General features: G+C 73.3%; 4 protein-coding genes. 1 reads left to right on the top strand and 3 read right to left on the bottom strand.

Annotated elements, in window-relative coordinates; all coding sequences use genetic code 11:
• A partial coding sequence (locus IH13_RS0129060) for an FAD-binding protein (protein WP_031088996.1) occupies positions 1-249 on the bottom strand: 249 nt, incomplete at its 3' end.
• 173 nt (positions 250-422) lie between these two features.
• Here IH13_RS0129060 and IH13_RS0129065 point away from each other — a divergent pair.
• Complete coding sequence (locus IH13_RS0129065) at positions 423-1,031, top strand: TetR/AcrR family transcriptional regulator (RefSeq protein ID WP_031088999.1); 609 nt, start codon at positions 423-425, stop codon at positions 1,029-1,031.
• A gap of 51 nt (positions 1,032-1,082) precedes the next feature.
• Here IH13_RS0129065 and IH13_RS0129070 read toward each other — a convergent pair whose 3' ends face one another.
• Positions 1,083-2,009: a 3-oxoacyl-ACP reductase gene (locus IH13_RS0129070; RefSeq protein ID WP_031089001.1), complete on the bottom strand. Its 927-nt coding sequence runs from the start codon at positions 2,007-2,009 to the stop codon at positions 1,083-1,085.
• 96 nt (positions 2,010-2,105) lie between these two features.
• The coding region (locus IH13_RS0129075) for a 2-keto-4-pentenoate hydratase (RefSeq protein ID WP_031089002.1) at positions 2,106-2,839 on the bottom strand (734 nt) is incomplete at its 5' end.

Below are 2,839 nucleotides of genomic sequence, written 5' to 3' on the forward strand. Positions count from 1 at the left end.
CGCCCGCAGATAGGCGCGGGCCGCCTCCGTGGAGTCGCCGATCCCGGCCCGTTCCTGCACCCGGGTGCCGGGCAGCCAGCAGGCGGCCCCGGAGTAGGCGGAGGTTCCGCCGAGCAGCGCCGTCCGTTCCAGTACGACCGTGTCCAGGCCCTCCGCGGCGGCCGTCAGGGCCCCGGTCATCGCTCCCGCCCCGGATCCGACGACGACCACGTCGTGGGTCGCGTCCCATTCCTGCCGGCCGTCTCGCATGTGCCCTCCCGTGCCTCGGTGGTGTGGGCTCAGCAGATCCCGCGGGCGGCGGCGAAGGCGGGTACCGTCCCGCTGACCGGTACACCGGCCGGGCGGCACCTGACGCGAGGACGGGCCAGGCGTATTGTCTGAGGCCGTTGATCCGGCCGGAAAGCGTGGGAAGGGGAGCGAGCGTGCCCAGAATCGCCGAGGCCAGGGCAGGCGCGGAGCCCACCTCCCCCCGGCAGCGCGCACGCCGTCAGGGCATTCTGCGGGTGGCGGCCGACCTCGCCGCCGAGACCGGGCTCGAACGGGTGCAGATGCACGAGGTGGCCCGGTCCGCGGGGGTGGCGATCGGCACCCTCTACCGGTACTTCCCGTCGAAGACCCATCTGTTCACGGCGCTCATGGCCGACCAGATCGAGGGGTTCGCGGCACGGCTGCCCGAGCGGGCGGCGGGCACCTCACCCGAGGACGCGGTCTTCGACGCGCTGGGCAGCGCCACCCGCAAGCTGCTGCGCCGGCCGGCCCTGGCGACCGCGATGATCCAGTCGGCGAACGCCGCCCGGGCGTCGACCGTCCCGGACCTGGGCCGCATCGACTCGGGCTTCATCGATCTGCTGCTGCGGGCCTGGGGCGTCGAGCGGCCCACGGAGCACCACATCACCCGGCTGCGGCTGCTGGTCCTGCTCTGGTACGGAGTGCTCCAGTCCCGGCTCAACGAGCGGCTGTCCCCGGAGAAGGCCGACGCGGACCTGCGGATGGCCTGCCATCTGCTGCTCGCCTCGGAGGAGGCGGGCTGATCCGGCCGGCGTGCCCCTGCCCGCCGGCCGGACGTGTCCCCGGGCCGTGGGTCACGGCGTCTTCTGGGTGCCCGTCGTGTCGAGCCGGGCGACGCTGTACGCGGCGTAACTGCGGGAGGGGTCGCGGCCGTCGAAGTACGGGGTCAGCTGCCGGTCCAGTTCCCCGGGGGTGAAGGCGCCGCCGGCGGCGGTGAACTTGTGTTCCACGGTGGGCGGGGCGAGCAGGGCGACCATGTCGCCGTAGACGACGAAGACCTGTCCGTTGATGCCGTCGGCGGCGGGCGAGGCCAGGTGCGCGACGAGGGCGGCGACGCGCTCCGGGGCCATGATGTCCAGGCCGCCGGGCGCGCCCTCCCCTTCCCCGAAGGCCTCGGAGGTCATGGCGGTGCGGGCGCGCGGGCAGATGGCGTTGGCGCGCACCCCGTACCGGGCCAGGCCCTGGGCGGTGGACAGGGTCAGCGCGGTGATGCCGGCCTTGGCGGCGGAGTAGTTCGGCTGGCCCGGGGAGCCGAACAGGAACGCCTCGGACGAGGTGTTGACCACTCGGCCGTAGACCGGGGCACCGGCCGACTTGCTCGCCGCCCGCCAGTGCACGGCGGCGGCCCGGGAGAGCCCGGCGTGGCCCTTGAGGTGGATGCGGATCACGTCGTCCCAGTCGGACTCGGTGAGGTTGAACAGCATCTTGTCGCGCAGCACACCGGCGTTGTTGACGACGATGTCCAGGCCGCCGAACGACTCCACGGCGGCCTGCACCAGGCGGTCACCCATGGACCAGTCCCCGACGTCCCCGGTCACCGCCACCGCCCCGGTCCCGAGCGCCCTGATCTCGGCGGCCACCTCGTCGGCCGACGGGCCGACGTCGTTGACCACCACGTCGGCGCCGAGCTCCGCGAGCGCCAGCGCCTCGGCGCGGCCGAGCCCCGCCCCCGCTCCGGTGACGACGGCGGTGCGCCCCTCCAGGGTCTTCGTCGCGCTCATGCTGCCTCTTTCCGTGTTCCGTCGAGCCGATGGGTACGCCGGGGCGCTCCCCGCACTGCCCGGGGAGCGTCCCGCCCGGCGAAACTAGTATCGATTTCAGTTTTCCGGCCGCGGGTGTCCCGTTGAGTGGACGAAGCCGACGGACACGGAGCCCAGCCCCTCGAACTCGGCCCGGAACACGTCTCCCGGGGCCACGTCCACCGCCCGGGTGCAGGAGCCCGGCAGGATGACGTGCCCCGCCTCCAGGCGCACTCCGTAGGAGGCCACCTTGCGGGCCAGCCAGGCCACGGCCTCGGTCGGGTCGCCCAGCACCGCGCTGGTGTTGCCCCGGGCGATCTCCTCGCCGTCCCGGTACAGCACGGCGGCGATGTCCGCGGGGTCCAGGTCACCGGGGCGGACCCGGGCCGATCCGAGGACGACGCCGGCGGACGAGGCGTTGTCGGCGACGGTGTCGGCGAGCCGGATCCGCCAGTCCTTGATCCGGCTGTCGATGAGTTCGATGCTCGGGACGATGTACTCGGTGGCCGCGAGGACGTCCGCGGTGGTGCACCCCTCCCCCGGCAGGCTCCGGCCGAGGACGTACCCGATCTCGACCTCGATCCGGGGGAAGCAGTAGCGGCCGGTCTCGACGGGGACGCCCTCGGGCAGCACCATGTCCGAGAGCAGGTGGCCGTAGTCGGGCTCGTCCACCCCCATCATCTGCTGCATGACCTTCGAGGACAGGCCGACCTTGTGGCCTCGGACGGTGCGGCCCTCGGCCAGCTGCCTGCGGATGTTGATCAGCTGGATCTCGTAGGCGTCCGCCGCGTCGATCGCCGGGTAGCCGGTGG

Source organism: Streptomyces sp. NRRL WC-3549 (assembly GCF_000721935.1).
Lineage (GTDB): Bacteria > Actinomycetota > Actinomycetes > Streptomycetales > Streptomycetaceae > Streptomyces.

Coding starts and splice junctions, on each gene's coding strand:
- IH13_RS0129070 (WP_031089001.1), bottom strand. CDS start 2,009: ATGAGCGCGACGAAGACCCTGGAGGGGCGCACCGCCGTCGTCACCGGA.